A 16,286-nucleotide genomic window follows, 5' to 3' on the forward strand; every position below is an offset into this window, starting at 1 on the left:
CGGGCCGTCAGCACCGATCAGCACGGTGGGTTTTGGCAATAACGGGCTTGCGAAAGCCAACTTGCACGGGGCGAATGATCAAAAAGTGCTCGCTGGCGGTGATAGGGAAAGTGTCGGCGCCGGCTTCACGGATTCAGGTAATTAGTAAACGTAGTTTTTAATGTTTGATTATTTATTTTATTAAATTTTCTGTATTTTTTGAGCGTAATCCTTTTGTTTGGAGGGCCACTGTGATCAAGGCTGCATTGTTATTCAGCGGTGTCTTGGGTGTTGCCTGGATGCCAGCTATTGCTATTGCCGGAAGTGAAACGGACAGTTTGCAAAGAGCGATACAGATAGCCATTGATCAGGATCCCTGGTTAACCGGAAGTGCGTCCATTGAAGCCGCCCTTGAGAACGAGGCCATAGCGTCGGGCCAGCTCCCGGACCCTCAGGTTTCGTTGAAGGCAGGTAACCTTCCAGTCGATACCTTTGACCTGAATCAAGAGGGCATGACCCAGTTCAGCGTAGGAGTCAGTCAGAAGTTTCCCAGGGGGGACAGCCTGGCGCTTGCCAAGCAACAAAAGCAGCAGCTTGCCGCCCAACAGCCGATGTTGCGGCAGGATAGGGAAGCCAGAGTCGAGGCTACGGTCAGCCAGCTTTGGCTGGAGGCCACTCGTGCTCAGCTGAGCATCGAGCGGATAGAGCGTGATCGTAGCTTGTTTGAGCAGCTAGCTGATGTCGCCGAGGTGAGTTATGCGTCCGCCTTCGGAATGACCCGCCAAGACGATGTGGTTCGTGCTCAGTTGGAGTTGACTCGCCTGGAGGACCGGTTGACCGATCTCAGGCAGCAACAGGAGGCCGTTGAACGACAGCTATCTGAATGGCTGGGGAGCGAAGCGATAATGCCGGTAGTGGCGGATTTCCCCGGGCTGGAATTGGAAGAACCTAAGCTTTTCACTGCCGTTGAGCGTCCCAATCGTCAGGCATGGTATGAGCGGGTGAGGTATCACCCTGCCGTGCTGGCAGTCGATAAGTCGATTGATGCCATGGAAATTGGAGTCGATGCAGCGAGGCAGCAGTACAAACCAGAATGGGGTGTATCGGCACAGTACGGCTACCGCGAGGACGACCCTATGGGCGGACGCCGGTCCGACCTGTTCTCTGTGGGAGTGGCCTTCGATCTACCTGTGTTCACGGAAAATCGTCAGGACAAGAATGTCGCAGCAGCGGCATCACGTCATGAAGCGGTCCGGTACGAGAGAGAAACCTTGGTTCGTGAATTGATTGCCCAGCTGGAAACCAATTGGGTTAAGTTGGCGCGCCTCGATGAACGATTAACCCTGTATACGCAACGATTATTGCCAGAGCTGAGCGAACAGGCCGAAGCTTCCCTGAATGCCTATAACAATGACGATGGTGATTTTCCAGAAGCCGTGCGGGCACGAATTGATGAAACCAATGCGAGTGTGGAGCTCATAGGCCTGAAAGCCCAACGACTCAAGGTGATCTCGGATATCAACTACCTGCTGTCCCAAGGCACGTCTTCACGCTAACTCACGACTTCTCAAGTCTGGAATGAGGCATCACGATGAATCAAATGGGTAGGTACTTTTTCGTCATATCGTTAGGCGTCATGCTGGGCGTGTCCGGTAGCATGGTCCTGGGAGGCAAGACATTCATCCTGAAGGCAGTAGAAACTGTTATTGGAAACGATAGTAGTGAGACTGGGATGGAAGAAAGTGGAGAACGCACTCCCCTTTACTGGGTGGCGCCGATGGATCCCAACTACAAGCGAGACAAGCCTGGAAAATCCCCGATGGGGATGGACCTCGTGCCGGTTTATGATGATCAGGACGAAGGGGATACTCCTGGGACAGTAAAAATTTCTCCTGATGTCGTCAACAATTTTGGTGTTAAAACGGGCGTTGTCGAAAAGGATACATTTGACGCCACGGTCAGGACAGTTGGCTATGTCCAATACGATGAGGACAAGCTGGTACATATCCATCCCCGCGTCGAGGGATGGATAGAGAAACTATTTGCCAAGTCCGAAGGCGATCCCGTTACCCAGGGTCAGCCACTCTATTCACTCTACTCGCCAACGCTCGTTAATGCTCAAGAAGAGCTGTTGCTCGCAATGAACCGCGGTAACCAACGCCTGATTTCTGCCGCCTTGGAAAGGCTGCGCGCGTTACAGGTGCCCAATGAGGCTATCCAGAAGCTAAGGGACAGTCGTCAAGTGAGTCAGGCGATCATCTTGCGTGCGCCCCAAAGTGGCGTCCTGGATAATTTGCAGGTGCGTGAAGGAATGTTCGTACAGCCAGGAATGAGCATGATGAGTATTGGCGTTCTTGATCATGTGTGGGCTGTCGGAGAGGTGTTTGAGCGCCAGGCAGCGTTGATCGCTGAGGGAGATGAGGTTCGCATGACTCTTGACTATCTACCCGAACGGGAGTGGACAGGGGTGGTGGACTATATATACCCAAGTATTGATAGTGAGACGCGTACGGCTCGTGTAAGGGTGCGTTTCGCTAACGATGACCTGGCGCTAAAACCTGGAATGTTTTCTCAGCTGACCATTATGTCAAACACGACGTTGGAGGCATTGCAAATACCCCGTGAGGCCTTGATTCGCACCGGAAGCCAGTCGCGTGTCGTTCTTGCATTGGGTGATGGAAAATTCAAATCGATCGAAGTCGACGTTGGACGCGTGGGTTGGGAAACCGTCGAGATATTATCGGGCCTTGAGGAGGGCGATCGCATTGTTACGTCGGCTCAGTTCCTTCTGGATTCCGAGTCAAGTCGAACATCAGACTTTCGACGAATGGAGCATAGTGACAGTGCTGAAGAGGCCGATGAGAATTCCCTTGTTGAGACCGTATGGGTGCCAGCACGCATCGAAGATGTCATGCCAGATCATGGCATGGTGACGCTATCCCATGCCCCCATCGCGGCGTGGAACTGGCCGGCCATGAGCATGGATTTCCAGGTTGCTGATACGGTTAGCCTTGAACAGCTGAAAGACGGTATGGACATCCATGCCGAACTCGAACGGATTGCGGAAGACAAGTTCGCTCTACGCGGTGTGCATGTTGACGATGATAAGACTAAAGCACCCAGCGATGAGGGCATGGATCACGGAGAAACCAGTAATGCGGAACGCGGCCAGCAAGACGCGATGAGCCATCAAAGGCATGCAACTGGGGAGAGCAAGTAATGATTCCTGCGTTGATCCGTTGGTCAATAAGCAACCGTTTTCTCGTGCTTCTTGCTGCCGTGATTCTGGCGGGGGCGGGAATCTACTCAGTCAAGAATACCCCGATTGATGCTCTACCGGACTTGTCAGATGTGCAGGTGATCATCAAGACCAACTACCCGGGCCAGGCTCCGCAGGTCGTCGAAGATCAAGTCACCTACCCGCTCACCACGGCCATGCTGTCGGTTCCCGGGGCAGTAACGGTACGCGGCTACTCCTTCTTCGGCGACTCCTACGTCTATGTGATTTTCGACGAAGACACCGATCCCTACTGGGCGCGCTCCCGTGTGCTGGAGTACCTTTCTCAGGTAGCGCCCACGCTGCCGGATAGTGCGCGCCCACAGCTTGGTCCGGATGCCACTGGCGTGGGTTGGGTCTATCTCTACGCTCTGATCGACAGGACCGGCCAACATGACCTCAGTGAGCTGCGCAGCCTGCAAGACTGGTTCCTGAAGTATGAGCTTCAGACCGTATCGGGCGTTTCTGAAGTCGCGGCGCTTGGCGGCATGGTCAAGCAATACCAAGTGGTGGTGGATCCGGAGAAACTGCGTGCCTTCGACATTCCCCTGGCTCACATCCAGACCGCTATACAGCGGGCCAACCAGGAAGTGGGCGCCTCGGTCGTCGAGATGGCCGAAGCCGAGTACATGGTGCGCGCCACTGGTTATATCCAGAGTCGTGAGGATCTTGCCAGTATCCCGCTGGGTGTGGATGACAATGGAACGCCTCTGCTGCTCAAGGATGTCGCCGACATCGGGATGGGGCCCCAGATGCGTCGTGGCATTGCCGAACTGAACGGGGAAGGTGAGACCGTCGGCGGCATCGTCGTCATGCGCACAGGAGAGAATGCCCAGAAGACGATCGATGGCGTCAAGGCCAAGCTTGAGCAGCTCCAGTCTAGCCTGCCGGAGGGGGTGGAGGTCGTGACGGTCTATGACCGTTCAGGCTTGATCGAAAAGGCGGTAGACAACCTGCTGCGTGGCCTGCTCGAGGAGTTAGCCATCGTAGCCTTGGTATGCGTGCTCTTCCTGTTCCATCTGCGCTCTGCGTTAGTGGCGATGATCAGCCTACCGATGGGCATTCTCACTGCCTTCATCATCATGAACTGGCAGGGCATCAACGCCAACATCATGTCGCTTGCGGGTATCGCCATTGCGATCGGTGCCATGATCGATGGTGCCGTCGTGTTGATCGAGAACTTGCACAAGCACATGGAGCGTACACCGCTGACGTCCGAAAACCGGTGGAAGGTGGTGGCCGATTCGGCGGTGGAGGTGGGGCCGGCGCTTTTCTTCAGCTTGCTGATCATCACTGTCAGCTTTGTTCCTGTCTTTACCCTCGAGGCCCAAGAGGGGCGGATGTTCTCGCCGCTCGCCTTCACCAAGACCTATGCCATGGCAGCCAGTGCCGGGCTGGCGGTCACCTTGGTTCCGGTGCTGATGGGCTATTTCATCCGCGGCCGCGTACTTCCTGAGCACAAGAATCCGGTCAATCGACTGCTGGTCGGGGTCTATATGCCAGTACTCAAGGCAGTATTGAGTTTCCCGAAGACGACGATCGCCCTGGTGCTAGCGATAACCCTGGTAGGTTTCTGGCCGGTCAGCAAGATTGGCAGCGAGTTTATTCCACCCCTGGATGAAGGCGACTTGATGTACATGCCGACCACTTATCCAGGGCTGTCGATCGGCAAGGCGCGGGAGCTCCTTCAGCAGACCGATAAACTGATTGCCAGCGTGCCGGAGGTGGACACGGTGTTTGGCAAGATCGGACGGGCCGACACGGCTACCGACCCTGCGCCGCTGACCATGGTCGAAACATTCATTCAGCTCAAACCGCGGGAAGAGTGGCGAGAGGGGATGACCACCGACAAGCTCAAGAAGGAACTCGACAGCCTGGTGCGGATACCGGGGGTATCCAATGCCTGGGTGATGCCGATTTCGACGCGCATCGATATGCTGGCGACCGGGATCAAGACGCCGGTGGGCATCAAGGTGGGCGGAGAAGATCTCAAGCAGATTCAGTCCATCGGACAGCAGCTGGAGACGATCCTTGCCGATGTTCCCGGTACTGCGTCGGTCTATTCCGAGCGGGTGGCCGGAGGTCGCTATATCAAGGTTGATATCAACCGCGCTCAGGCGGCGCGCTATGGCCTGAACATTGCCGACGTGCAACAAGTGGTGGCGACCGCTATCGGTGGTCAGAACATCACTCAGACCATCGAGGGCTTGGAGCGCTACCCGGTCAACCTGCGCTACCCACAGGATTACCGGGACTCCCCCGAGCGACTGGCCGAGCTGCCGATCGTGACCGCCAATGGGCAGCGCATCGCTCTAGCCGACGTGGCGGACATCTACGTGGAGGACGGACCACCGGCGATCAAGAGCGAGAACGCACGTCCCAACGGTTGGACCTTCGTGGATATCGAAGGCGTGGATGTCGGTACCTATGTGCAGCGCGCCATGGACGTCGTGGCGGACGAGCTCGATTTGCCCGCCGGTTATTCGGTGACGTGGTCCGGGCAGTATGAATACATGTTGCGTGCCAAAGAGAAGTTGAGCTATGTGGTGCCTCTCACATTGGCAATCATAGTGATCCTGCTCTACATGAGTTTCAAACGCTTCAGTGAGGTAGCCATCATCATGGGCACGCTGCCGCTGGCCATGGTAGGGGCTATCTGGTTGATGTACCTGCTGGGCTATAACTTCTCCGTGGCCGTGGGAGTGGGGTTTATCGCTCTGGCCGGGGTGGCAGTCGAGATCGGAGTGATCATGCTCGTATATCTCAACCAGGCCTATCAGCAGATGCTCGAGGGCTGCCAACACAAGGGAGTACAACCCCGTCGGGAGACTCTTCGCCACGCCGTGCTGCACGGTGCTGCTCTCAGGGTGAGACCGGTAATGATGACATCGGTCTCGACCATTGCCGGTCTTCTGCCACTGATGTACAGCTCCGGCACGGGTTCCGAGGTGGTCAGCCGCATTGCGGCCCCGATGGTGGGGGGGATGTTGAGCGCGGTGATACTGACGCTTCTGGTGTTGCCCTGTGTCTACTACCTGTGGAAATGCCGCCATGTGAATCATGCATAACGTCAGGATCGACAAGGCTGGGTGGCACATTCTAGATACGCGAATGCCGTATCTCGAGGGCTCCCAGCCTAACACGAATCGTCAGTGGTACTTGATGTGAGGTGCACTAGCGATGCCCCCTGGAATTAGGTTGAATTTGCACTTCGTGAGTCAAGATTCAGTTTGTATTCAGGCCATTAGGCTATGCTGGTAGATAAGAAAGCACGCTTGGCTATTTGCTAACCCGCTGGCGTAGCGTCGAGCGATTCATAGAAGCCTGAAGGGCGCGAGGAAATTGCCATGATTGCGTACCCACAGATCGATCCAGTGGCATTTTCCCTCGGACCGGTACAGCTACATTGGTATGGCCTAATGTACGTGGTGGGGCTGACGGCCGCATGGTGGCTGGGGCGGCGGCGAGCGCACCGCCTCGGCTTGACCCATGATGATATCGGCGACCTGATCTTCTATGGCGCTCTGGGCGTCATCATTGGAGGGCGCTTGGGCTATGTGCTGTTCTACGGGCTCGACCAGCTGATAGCCAACCCCCTATGGCTTTTCAAGATTTGGGAAGGGGGCATGAGTTTCCATGGAGGTCTTGCCGGCGTGCTGGTAGCCGCCTGGCTGTTCGCTCGCCGTCACCGCCTGGCCTACCTTCAGCTGACCGATTTCATCGCCCCGCTGGTGCCGATCGGTCTGGGGGCAGGGCGTCTGGGCAACTTCATCAATCACGAGTTGCCGGGGAGGGCCAGCGACGTGCCCTGGGCGATGATCTTCCCTCCCATGCTGGGCTTGGGGCCTGAACCCCGACATCCATCAGCACTCTACGAGTTTGTCCTGGAGGGTGTGGTGCTGTTTGTCGTGTTGTGGTGGGTGTCACGGAAACCGCAAACTCAAGGGCTTATCTCGGGTCTATTCCTGCTTCTGTATGGCACCTTCCGTTTCATCGTGGAGTTTGTGCGCTTACCCGATCCTCAATTGGGCTTCATCGCCTTTGATTGGCTCACTATGGGACAGTTGTTGACGGTACCAATGTTGGCAGCAGGTGCGTTCCTGGTCACCACTGCATGTCGTAGTCAGCGAACCATGGTTGCTACATCGGACCGATAAGCAAGACAAGTGATATGAGGTATGTCGATAATATTGGAAGAACGTTAACGATATTACAGTACGAGGAGAATTCTCATGGCACACAGAGAGCATCGGTTGGGAGTTTCTGAAACGACCTTGGTGAACCGACACTTAAAGCTTGATTCCAGCGATCTGGATGCGGTGAAAGCGGCTGTTGCAGATATTGATGAGCTATACGGGCTAGACAGTGTTTCGTTCGATGAGAAGAAACTAAAGCTTCACCTGGCCTATGATGCCTCACGTCTCTGCCTCGACTGCGTCGAAGATATTCTCGACAAATATGCGGTCGAAATCAGTCGTGGTTGGTGGAACCGCTTCAAGGAGGAGCATTATCGATTTGTTGACCAAAACATAAAAGATAATGCAAAGAAGGAGCCTTGGAGCTGCCATTGAATGGTATTCACATCTATACGCAAGGCTAGCCTCTATACGCAAGGCTAGCCTCAGGGTAAGCGCTGCAGGAAACTACGCGTGGTCCGCTCGGCTAGGGAGCTTCATGTAGCGTTATTTGCCTTTCTGCTGAATCTTCCCTGGGAGTTTCTTCAGGTTCCGTTGTATGCGGGCATGCCTGTGATGCCACATTGGGAAGCTGTGCAGGCTTGTATCCAGGCAGCCCTTGGCGATGTATTGATCACGTTGATGGCGTATTGGTCGGTGGCCGTATGGCATCGACGTCATGACTGGCTTCGGGGCTATGGGGCCAAGGAGTGCGTGGGCTTCGTGCTGGTGGGCGTCGGTATCACGGTGGCGATGGAGTGGCACGCTACGCTATTCAGTCAACGGTGGGAGTATGCGCAGCTGATGCCCCGTGTGCCGTGGTTGGGCACGGGCCTCTCGCCGTTACTACAGTGGTTGATCTTGCCGCCGTTGATGCTGTGGATGGCGCGTCGTCATCGGTTAGGTTCGGAGGTTGTATCCAAAGAAAATAATTGACTATTGGGTAGCGCATAGGTTCTACACTTTGATTTCAATGTATCTAACCACACTCTACCATTTGTCATCTGGTGAGTCTCAGAGCGTCAAGAGGGCTTTCGGTAGGGTCTGGTTTCATTCACCCAGGAGAGAGGTGATGGAGTCTATGGATAGAACGCCACAGTACAAGCAGAATAGCCTCACAAGCAGAATAGCCTCTCACTGGTCGGTGCGATTGCCTTAGGGACCGGGGTCATGATTGGCGCTGGTATTTTTGCTTTGACGGGACAGATGGCCGAGATGACGGGAGTGCTTTTCCCGTTAGCCTTCTTGTCAGCGGCACTAATCGTCTCTTTCAGTGCTTATTCCTACGTGAAAATGTCCAATGCCTATCCGTCAGCTGGTGGTATTGGCATGTACCTCAGCAAGGCTTATGGACCAACTCTGACCACCGCTTTCCATGCGCTTTTAATGTATTTCTCCATGGTGATAGCACAAAGCTTTTTGGCGAGAACCTTTGGGTCCTACACGCTAGAGCTTTTCGATTTTGGGGATAGGTCACTGCTTGTCCCCTTATTGGGTGTTGCGCTGCTGATATCTGCATTTTTACTAAACCTCTCCGCCAACAAGCTGATTCAGGGTGTTGCGTCAGTACTCGGGTTCATATCAGTACTCGGGTTCATAAAAATTGGTGGGATCATCTTGTTCGGGGTCGTCGGTGTCATCATCGCCGACTCGGTCGGCATGGAAACCTCGGCGTCGACGCCCGAGGGATCTCTGTCAGGCTTTCTAGGAGCAACCGCGTTGGGGATCCTGGCCTTCAAGGGGTTCACGACGATCACCAATAGTGGTTCAGAGATAAAAGATCCCCATCGCAACGTCGGCAGGGCGATCATGATCTCGATCGCCCTGTGTGTGGTGATCTATGCGCTGGTGGGCTTCGCTGTCGCCAGTAATCTGTCGCTGAGCGAGATAATCGAAACGAAAGATTATTCGTTGGCGGCTGCTGCCCGTCCTGCGCTGGGGGAGGCCGCCGTCTGGTTCACCGTCATTCTCGCCATGCTGGCCACCGCGGGTGGTATCATTGCCAGTATATTTGCGGTCTCACGCATGTTGGCAATGCTGACGGAAATGGAACTGGTGCCGCATCGTCACTTTCATATGCCAGGCAGTATCCAGAAGCATACCCTGGTTTATACGGTCGTGCTTGGTTTGGTTCTGACGGCTTTCTTTGACCTTAGCCGTATCGCAGCACTTGGTATCACTTTTTACTTGATCATGGATATTGCTGTTCATTGGGGAGTGTTGCGTCATCTTCGCAAGGAGGTCGGTGCCAACCCAATCGTGCTGGTTATTGCGATACTGCTGGATGCCGTCGTGCTGGCAGGCTTCCTTTGGGTGAAAGCGACGACAGATCCCCTGGTGCTAATCGTCGCAACGATTGTCATGGCGGCTATCTTGATTGCCGAGCGACTCTTTTTGTCTCGTAACGGCGCTTCTAGTTCAAACGATAATACTCATTCTCATTAACTATTAAGGATAAGGATCATGGAGGTTCGGACCTTTGGTGACCTGATTGACTGGACACGGCAGCTGCATGAGCATTTGGCGCGCTGTCTTTCTCACTGTGCCGATCATAATGAAGAAGAGCGTGCCAAGATGCTCCTTAATTATCTGGCAGCTCATGAGCATGAGATGGAGTATGTTGTTGGTGAGTTAAAGAGTAGAGCGGACCCCAAAGCATTGAATACCTATGTATATGATTATCTGGAACACAGGCCGATCCGGACGCATCGGACCTGTGATGCACCCTATGCTGCGCTGGGTTTCAATGAAATCTGTCGGGAGATTTTCGACTTCCATGATCAAGTGACAGATCTCTATCGTAACTTGGTTGGCAAGGCGGAGATTCCTGAAGCAAGGGAGTTGCTTGAATCCCTTCTTGAGCTGGAACAGCATGAAGCGATGCGCCTTGTTCGGCAGACTGGGAGGATGGACGATCTGTAAGAAAATGATGTCTGGATCTGTTATAACTGCCTGATCGCCACCCTCGGCATAACATCTGTCCTGACTGTTCCTAATGTAACGTACCAGAACGGCATCGGCATTGCGTGTCTGGCATCGATGCCGATTGTCCTGTTTTTTATATCTGCTATTCATCTCGGTCGCGCTGATCATGCCCGACATGACGGTGCATCAGGAAGTGCATGCCGAGACAGAGGGCCAGGGGCAGCAGCAGCCAGGCGCCGCTGCTCAGTGATTGCCCGCCCCACATGAACAGCAGCACGGCGCCTCCCATCAGCACCACGCAGGCGGTCATCATCCATTTATGGAGTGCCGCGGTAGGGGAAGACGGCTCTTTCTGTGATTCGGCCTCTCCCGAGGGGGGCTTGGTGGATTCTGGTCGTTTCATGAGCGGTCGCCTTTGGCTTGGACCGATGGGGTGGCAGTGGAAGGCTCTCCGCGGGGCTGCTCACGGGCGTAACGCCGCTTGAGCAGCAGCGAGTTGCCGATCACCGAGAGGGAGCTGGTGGTCATGGCGATGACGCCGATCATCGGGTGCAACAGGCCGATGGCGGCGATGGGGATGGCGGCCACGTTATAGGCGCTGGCCCAGATCAGGTTCTGGACGATCTTGGCGAAGGTGGCTCGCGAGAGGTGCATGGCGTCCACCACGGCGGTGAGCTCGCCGCGTACCAGGGTCACGTCCGCCGCCTCGATGGCCACGTCGGCCCCGGCACCGATGGCGATGCCCACGTTGGCCTGCTTCAGTGCCGCGGCGTCGTTGATGCCGTCGCCGACCATGGCCACGTGGTTGCCGTGTTGTTCCTGCAGCGCGCGGATGGCATCAACCTTGCCTTCCGGCAGCACACCGGCCTGGACCTCGTCGATGCCCACCTCTTCAGCCACGGCGCGGGCGGCGCGTTCGTTGTCGCCGGTGATCATCACCACGTGCAGACCGAGATCATGCATGCCGCGGATGGCCTCCACCGACTCCTGCTTGAGGGTGTCGGCCACGGCCACTAGGCCGAGTGCCTGGCCGTCGGCGGCGACGATTACCACGGTGCGGCCCTTGCCCTCGAGCTCGCCCATGGCGTCATCCAGGGCCTCGAGGCCGGTCACGCCTTCCTCTTCCAGCAACCGGCGATTGCCGATCAGCACCACTTCGTCGCCCACCTTGCCCGAGACACCGCGCGCACCGGTGGAACGGAACTCGCTGACCTCGCCGGGTTTCACATCGCGCTCCCGGGCACCATCGACGATAGCCCGGGCGATGGGGTGCTCCGAGGCGTTCTCCACGCTCGCCGCCAGGGTGAGCAGGCGGTTTTCGTCGGCGCCTTCGGCGACGACGGCCTCGGTGAGTTTTGGTTCGCCGCGGGTGATGGTGCCGGTCTTGTCGAGCACCATCACTTTGACGTCCTTGAAGGTCTGGATCGCTTCGCCGGAGCGGATCAGGATGCCACGCTCGGCACCGATGCCGGAGCCGACCATCAGCGCCGTGGGGGTGGCCAGGCCCAGCGCGCATGGACAGGCGATGACTAGCACTGCGATGGCGGCGAGAATCGCCAGCACCGGCGTGGCGGCCTCGGGGTTCACCCAGGGCAGGAAGGTCGCACCCCAGTCGAGTATCGGTCGCAGGGCATCCGGGAATAGCGCCCAGGCCACCAGGCTGGCCAGAGCGATGGCCAGCACCGCCGGTACGAAGCGGCCGGTCATGCGATCGGCGAATTCCTGGATCGGTACCCGCGAGCCCTGAGCCTGGTCGATCAGCCGCACCACTTGGGAGAGGAAGGTATCGCCGCCGACGCGGGTCGCCTTGACCCGCAAGCGTCCCTCCTTGTTGATGGTGGCACCGATCACGCTGTCCCCGGTGCTCTTGTAGACCGGTATCGACTCGCCGGTGGCGATGGACTCGTCGAGATGGCTCTCGCCCTCGACCACCTCGCCGTCGGTGGGGATCTTGTCGCCGGGGCGCACGACCATGATGTCGCCCGGGGCCAGCTCCTTCACCGCCACCTCGACTTCCTCGCCATCGCGCTCGACGCGTGCTGTCTTGGCACCCAGGGTCATTAGGCGGCGGATGGCCTGGGAGGCGCGTCCCTTGGCGAGTGCCTCCAGGTAACGGCCCAGCAGGTGGAAGGTCATGATGGTGGCGGCCATCTCGATGAATGAGGTCATGGGGTAGACGAAGCCGACTAGGCCGATCAAGTAGGGCGGCAGGCTGCCCATGGAGATCAGCACGTCCATGTTGAAGGTGCCGTTCTTCAGCGAGCGCCAGGTCGACTTGTGGGTGGCGATACCGCCATAGAGAAACACCACCGGGAAGGCCAGCACGGCGATGATGGCCAGGTAGCCGGGAATCGGCTGCCAGAACATGTGCGGCATCATCAGCAGCATGATCAGGGTGGTGGGTACCGCAGCGATGATCAGCCGCTTGCGGGCCTGGGAAAGATAGGCCTCCTCGATCTCGGCGTCGCTGTCGGCATCCTCCGCCTCGTCGGCCTGCACGGCGGCCACCTCATAGCCGGCCCCTTCCACGGCGCGCTTGAGCGCATCGCCATCGGGGCCATCGGCGGCAATACTCACAGAGACGCGATGGCTGGCGATATTGGTGTCGATTGATTCGATACCCTCGAGCCGCTCCAGGGTACTGCGGATGATGCCGGCGCAGTGGTCCGAGCCCATGCCGGGAACGGTCAGGCGGACCTGTTGCATGCCGGTACCACCACTGACGGCGGCCACGTCATAGCCGGCGCCTTCGACGGCTTCCTTCAAGGTGTCGCCGTCGGGCCCGCCTGCTTCGATGGTCACGCTGACATGGTGGTTGGCGATATTGGTCTGGATCTCGCCCACGCCATCGAGGCGTTCCAGCGTCTTGCGCACGATGCCGGCACAGTGGTCACTGCCCATGCCGGGGACCGTCAGGGTGATCGTGTTGGGGGGTGAATCGCTCATCGCTTGTCTCCTGCGGGCGTTGCCGAGTGGACGGCCAACAATGGCCGTCCTGTTGCCTGAGTCTGTGACACTCCCGGTCAGTGATGGGCCTCGTGGTCCTCGGGGTCGACGTCACTCTCAGGGGTGGCCTGCTGAAGCTGCTGGCGTTGCTCGTCGGTGAGCAGGTCGTTCATGGTATTTTCCAGACGCACCCTCTCGGCCATCATCTCGCCGTGAAGCTCGGCCATCCGACCGTGCAGGGCCTGGACCTCCTCAGGATCGGGGCGCTCGCCGCGCATCTCCGCCATCAGGTCCTCGCGTAGGTTCATCAGGCGGCCCATGCGCTCGAACTGGGCGGGGCGATGCTCCTGCATCAGCGCGCGCATCTCGTCGTGCTGCTCCGGGTCGAGCACCTCCCGCATCATGCCCATGCCGGCGCCTCCCATCATCGGGCAGGTCATCATCCCGCCACCCATCATGCCTTTCATCATGCCGGGCCCCATGCCGCCCTGGCCGCCACTCATCATTCCCCCCATCATGCCGGGCCCCATGTCGCCCTGGCCGCCGCCCATCATTCCGCCCATCATGTCAGGGCCCATGCCGCCTTGGCCGCCGCTGCCGCCCGTCATGCCGCTACCCTGATTGGGCTGATTGGTCGGCATGCTCTGGGCGAGAGCGATGCCGCTACCACTGGCACCGAGTGCCAGGGCGAGTCCGAGAGCGAGAGTATGCTTGCGAATTTCCATGATCCTTCTCCTAGCGAGCTGTTGGGCCCATTCAGGCCCTTTGCTGACATTATTCGGCTACGTGCTGCACAGAGGTCAATCCCATGTAACAGTGACTTTCACCTTTGTCTCGTTATGGTCTTCAGACATCGTTCATTCTCCCCGTTTGGCGAACAAGGCGCATGGCTTCGTGCTCTTCAAGTGCTAAAAGGGAATCTAAGAGCTCTTTAGCCTCAGGAATTTCCGCTTTGCCAACGAGGGTTCGATAAAGGCTTATCGTTTGTTCATGGAAATCAAAAACCTCTCGGCAAATGTCGTCAACACTTAGCGTGGAATAGGGCGCATCGCAGGTACGATGCGTACGGATAGGTTTATGCTCCAAATAGTCATAAACGTAGGTTTTTAATGCTTTCGCGTCAACAGTCTGTTCAAAGCGCGCCACAACGCGCTGCATTTCCGCTTCCTGTGCAGCTAAGTAATTGAGCAACATGCGAGCGCGCTCTTCTTCGTGTATATCGGCGCAATGAGCAAGGCAAGCTGCAAGATGCTCGTGTAACTGACGGGTCCAATCGATCAATTCACCAAAGGTTCTAACGTCCATTTGGTACCTCCTATAACGCTATTAACGTTAATGAGTGTGAGAGTGCTCGCTATCGTTTGAAGCGTCGCGTTTGGATAGGAAAATCCATTCGCCGAGTAAAAGAGTAGCCATTACTACGCCAGCAACGATGAGCACCATGGGGTCCGAAATGGCTTTTACCCATAAAAAGCCGATTAACACGACAGCATCTAGTAGTATGGCAATGCTAGGAATAACAGGATTAGCCCCCACTCTGTCCTTGAGATGACGAAGCACACCCCAGTGGATGGCCATATCCATGATCAGGTAGAAAATGATGCCTAATGCTGCGATGCGGCTCAGGTCAAAAAAAGCGGTGAGCACTAAGCCAAATACGATGGTGTACACCAGTGTATGCTTTTGTACACTGCCGGGCATGTGGAAATGGCGGTGAGGAACCAGCTTCATTTCTGTCAGCATGGCGAGCATGCGTGAAACGGCAAAGACGCTGGCGATGATACCGCCCGCCGTTGCTAACATGGCGAGAATGACGGTAAACGCAACTGCCGCTTCACCCAGTGCGGGACGGGCAGCGGCGGCCAGGGAGTAGTCTTGGGTTTCGATAATTTCAGGCAAAGATAGGTTGCTGGCAACGGCAAAACCGACAAGGGCATAGATCACCACGCATAGCGCAATCGAGATCGTGATAGCTTTGCCAAGATTCCGCTTAGGATCTTTAAGCTCCGAACCACTATTGGTAATCGTCGTGAAGCCTTTAAATGCCAGTATGCCGAGCGCCGTAGCACCTAAAAAGCCCGTTATCGTAGGCGTAGGTGCATCGTTGCCAGCACCCATTTCGATGGAGTCGGCAATAAACACGCCGACAATACCAAACACTATAATGCCACCTATTTTGATAAATCCGAGCACCGAGGCGACGGTCTCGATCAAGCGGTTGGCGGATAAATTGATCAAAAAGGCTATTAGCAGTAAACCAACCCCGAGTAGGGGCACAAATAGTGAACGATCCCCCAGGTCAAACAACTCAAGCGTGTAGGCACCAAACGTTCTCGCCAAAAAACTCTGTGCGATCACCATGGAAAAATACATCAGGAGGGCATGAAAGGCGGTGGGAAGCGTCGGGCCATACGCTTTCTGTAAATACATGCCAATCCCACCTGCTGATGGGAAGGTATTGGACATTTTAACGTAAGAATAAGCGCTGAAAGAGACAATGACGGCAGCGGCCAGAAAGGCTAGAGGAAATAGCCGACCAGTCATTTCGGCCATTTGGCCGGTTAGCGCAAAAATACCGGCCCCAATCATCACGCCGGTGCCTAATGCAACGGCACCGACCAACGAAAGACTGTTTTCTTTATATTGTGGCGTTCTATCCTGCCCAACCATGAAAGCGACTCCTTGTATTAACGGCAACCACAGCAGCAATAACTGCCGAGGACTCCTGTGCGGTGTTTTTTGATGCTATATAAATTAAAAATAGAACCTATGTGCAGCCACATGGCAAATGACTAACGGAAGGTCTGATTTTGCGAGGCCACAGGCAAGCAGCTCTTACCCTAACCTGAATCCGTGAAGCCGGCGCCGACACTTTCCCTATCACCGCCAGCGAGCACTTTTTGATCATTCGCCCGTGCAAGTTGGCTTTCGCAAGCCCGTTATTGCCAAAACCCACCGTGCTGATCGGTGCTGACGGCCCGTTT

13 protein-coding genes are annotated in these 16,286 nt (G+C 56.3%); 8 read left to right on the forward strand and 5 right to left on the reverse strand.

The features are described from left to right. Nucleotides 1-230: 230 nt before the first annotated feature. The 8 genes from AC13CN_RS06090 to AC13CN_RS06125 all read left to right on the forward strand — a co-directional run bounded on the left by AC13CN_RS06090 (nucleotide 231) and on the right by AC13CN_RS06125 (nucleotide 10,353). Entirely contained in the window at nucleotides 231-1,535 is a 1,305-nt protein-coding gene (locus tag AC13CN_RS06090) for a TolC family protein (protein ID WP_253557718.1), read from the forward strand. Between the two features lie 35 nt (nucleotides 1,536-1,570). Continuing rightward, on the forward strand, nucleotides 1,571-3,199 hold the full coding sequence (locus AC13CN_RS06095; RefSeq protein ID WP_253557721.1) for an efflux RND transporter periplasmic adaptor subunit: 1,629 nt from the start codon (nucleotides 1,571-1,573) through the stop codon (nucleotides 3,197-3,199). Then, the gene (locus tag AC13CN_RS06100; protein WP_253557723.1) at nucleotides 3,199-6,324 is read left to right on the forward strand and encodes an efflux RND transporter permease subunit; all 3,126 of its coding nucleotides are present in this window, start codon (nucleotides 3,199-3,201) and stop codon (nucleotides 6,322-6,324) included. Before AC13CN_RS06095 ends, AC13CN_RS06100 begins: the two co-directional genes overlap by 1 nt. Nucleotides 6,325-6,603: 279 nt before the next feature. Next, nucleotides 6,604-7,413, forward strand: coding sequence for a prolipoprotein diacylglyceryl transferase (lgt, locus tag AC13CN_RS06105; RefSeq protein WP_054641662.1), 810 nt, complete (start codon nucleotides 6,604-6,606; stop codon nucleotides 7,411-7,413). 75 nt (nucleotides 7,414-7,488) lie between these two features. Then, nucleotides 7,489-7,827, forward strand: coding sequence for a hypothetical protein (locus AC13CN_RS06110; protein ID WP_044630609.1), 339 nt, complete (start codon nucleotides 7,489-7,491; stop codon nucleotides 7,825-7,827). Between the two features lie 180 nt (nucleotides 7,828-8,007). Next, a complete protein-coding gene (locus AC13CN_RS06115) occupies nucleotides 8,008-8,367 on the forward strand; it encodes a hypothetical protein (RefSeq protein ID WP_197931369.1) in 360 nt (119 codons plus the stop codon). Between the two features lie 201 nt (nucleotides 8,368-8,568). Then, a complete protein-coding gene (locus AC13CN_RS06120; protein WP_273682709.1) occupies nucleotides 8,569-9,876 on the forward strand; it encodes an APC family permease in 1,308 nt (435 codons plus the stop codon). An 18-nt stretch (nucleotides 9,877-9,894) separates the two neighbouring features. Next, the gene (locus AC13CN_RS06125) at nucleotides 9,895-10,353 is read left to right on the forward strand and encodes a hypothetical protein (protein WP_023007325.1); all 459 of its coding nucleotides are present in this window, start codon (nucleotides 9,895-9,897) and stop codon (nucleotides 10,351-10,353) included. A 145-nt stretch (nucleotides 10,354-10,498) separates the two neighbouring features. Here the strand turns inward: AC13CN_RS06125 and AC13CN_RS06130 are convergent, their stop codons facing one another. From AC13CN_RS06130 to AC13CN_RS06150, 5 genes are all read right to left on the reverse strand, one after another. Beyond that, nucleotides 10,499-10,759, reverse strand: coding sequence for a DUF2933 domain-containing protein (locus AC13CN_RS06130; RefSeq protein WP_058577548.1), 261 nt, complete (start codon nucleotides 10,757-10,759; stop codon nucleotides 10,499-10,501). Continuing rightward, nucleotides 10,756-13,302, reverse strand: a complete 2,547-nt coding sequence (locus AC13CN_RS06135) for a heavy metal translocating P-type ATPase (RefSeq protein WP_044630611.1) — start codon at nucleotides 13,300-13,302, stop codon at nucleotides 10,756-10,758. The genes AC13CN_RS06130 and AC13CN_RS06135 overlap by 4 nt, the downstream gene beginning before the upstream one ends. A 77-nt stretch (nucleotides 13,303-13,379) precedes the next feature. Then, nucleotides 13,380-14,027 carry a Spy/CpxP family protein refolding chaperone gene (locus tag AC13CN_RS06140; protein ID WP_023004785.1) on the reverse strand — a complete coding sequence of 216 codons (648 nt, stop codon included), beginning with the start codon at nucleotides 14,025-14,027 and terminating at the stop codon, nucleotides 13,380-13,382. Nucleotides 14,028-14,148: 121 nt separating this feature from the next. Continuing rightward, nucleotides 14,149-14,607 carry an ATPase gene (locus AC13CN_RS06145; protein ID WP_253557729.1) on the reverse strand — a complete coding sequence of 153 codons (459 nt, stop codon included), beginning with the start codon at nucleotides 14,605-14,607 and terminating at the stop codon, nucleotides 14,149-14,151. A 27-nt stretch (nucleotides 14,608-14,634) separates the two neighbouring features. Then, a complete protein-coding gene (locus AC13CN_RS06150) occupies nucleotides 14,635-15,972 on the reverse strand; it encodes an APC family permease (protein WP_089675952.1) in 1,338 nt (445 codons plus the stop codon). Between the last annotated feature and the right edge of the window lie 314 nt (nucleotides 15,973-16,286).

This window comes from Vreelandella sp. L-25 (genome assembly GCF_056857535.1).

Coding starts and splice junctions, on each gene's coding strand:
- AC13CN_RS06110 (WP_044630609.1), top strand. CDS start 7,489: ATGGCACACAGAGAGCATCGGTTGGGAGTTTCTGAAACGACCTTGGTG.
- AC13CN_RS06130 (WP_058577548.1), bottom strand. CDS start 10,759: ATGAAACGACCAGAATCCACCAAGCCCCCCTCGGGAGAGGCCGAATCA.
- AC13CN_RS06135 (WP_044630611.1), bottom strand. CDS start 13,302: ATGAGCGATTCACCCCCCAACACGATCACCCTGACGGTCCCCGGCATG.
- AC13CN_RS06125 (WP_023007325.1), top strand. CDS start 9,895: ATGGAGGTTCGGACCTTTGGTGACCTGATTGACTGGACACGGCAGCTG.
- AC13CN_RS06115 (WP_197931369.1), top strand. CDS start 8,008: ATGCCACATTGGGAAGCTGTGCAGGCTTGTATCCAGGCAGCCCTTGGC.
- AC13CN_RS06145 (WP_253557729.1), bottom strand. CDS start 14,607: ATGGACGTTAGAACCTTTGGTGAATTGATCGATTGGACCCGTCAGTTA.
- lgt (WP_054641662.1), top strand. CDS start 6,604: ATGATTGCGTACCCACAGATCGATCCAGTGGCATTTTCCCTCGGACCG.
- AC13CN_RS06095 (WP_253557721.1), top strand. CDS start 1,571: ATGAATCAAATGGGTAGGTACTTTTTCGTCATATCGTTAGGCGTCATG.
- AC13CN_RS06150 (WP_089675952.1), bottom strand. CDS start 15,972: ATGGTTGGGCAGGATAGAACGCCACAATATAAAGAAAACAGTCTTTCG.
- AC13CN_RS06140 (WP_023004785.1), bottom strand. CDS start 14,027: ATGGAAATTCGCAAGCATACTCTCGCTCTCGGACTCGCCCTGGCACTC.
- AC13CN_RS06100 (WP_253557723.1), top strand. CDS start 3,199: ATGATTCCTGCGTTGATCCGTTGGTCAATAAGCAACCGTTTTCTCGTG.